This window comes from Sedimentitalea sp. XS_ASV28 (assembly GCF_041224545.1).
Classification (GTDB): domain Bacteria; phylum Pseudomonadota; class Alphaproteobacteria; order Rhodobacterales; family Rhodobacteraceae; genus Sedimentitalea.
Map to the genome: position 1 here is coordinate 1 of NZ_JBGFGP010000073.1, position 915 is coordinate 915.

A 915-nucleotide genomic window follows, 5' to 3' on the forward strand; every position below is an offset into this window, starting at 1 on the left:
CCGTCGGCATGCCCGCCTCTTGCTCCTTGATCATCCCGATAATCTGCGCCTCGGTAAAACGGCTCTTTCGCATTCGTCTGCTCCTTCAAGGTTGGGCAGACTCTACATCATGATGAGGGATTTCGCGGGGGGCAGGTCAGCTCGTCAAATGCGTGCTTTCCCTCCAAGGCCCAGTTTCCAACAACTGCCATACCGAAGGCGAGATCCGCGCGGCTCTGAGCGACGAGCGGAGGATTACCCAAGCCCCCCGCAATAGGCGGCGAATCGACCGTCGATCCCTCGGGAAAAGTTTTAGAAAACAATTCAGCAAGATTGACCGCGTAGACGTACCAACTTGAGCCCTGCCGGAAGGACGCAACTGTCAGATTAACCGGGCCTTCTTGTGCTTGCACCGGACCTCCGGCTGCAAAAGTCGATGCAACAGCTAATACTGCAGCAGCCGCCCAGTTCGTTCCATATCCCAAGGTTGACATGATTTGTTCTTCCTTCGATTGTGAAATTATTAACTTGATCGGCATCTTCAATCCGGGAAATTTCCCCAAGGCTATAGCCAAGTTGACTCCGAATTCGGTCAGAACCACGTTAACCAGCTAACTGCTCTTCACAGTTGGAGGCTGGCCAGAAGATCACGGCGCGCCGATACTGGCTTGGCGTGAGGCCAAGATTGGTGCGACAGAATCGGGTACAATGGGACGGTGCGGCAAAGCCGAGGTGGCGCGATATCTCGGTGACGATTTTCTTTTTATGTCAAGGTCTACCGCCGAAGCTTCGACCCTTAGGCCGTGTTGACAAAAGGTGTTAACAGGGCGGGCTGAACGTGATTCAAACTGGTATCTGCAATGGAGACCAGCTTGGCACGAGACCTGATGTCGGACGAAGAGTGGGCGTTTCATGAACGCTTCATCCTGGCCGCCC

General features: G+C 54.3%; 1 protein-coding gene. It reads right to left on the bottom strand.

Annotated elements, in window-relative coordinates; genetic code table 11:
- Positions 1-107: 107 nt before the first annotated feature.
- Positions 108-581 carry a hypothetical protein gene (locus AB9K34_RS03505; RefSeq protein ID WP_369953060.1) on the bottom strand — a complete coding sequence of 158 codons (474 nt, stop codon included), beginning with the start codon at positions 579-581 and terminating at the stop codon, positions 108-110.
- Between the last annotated feature and the right edge of the window lie 334 nt (positions 582-915).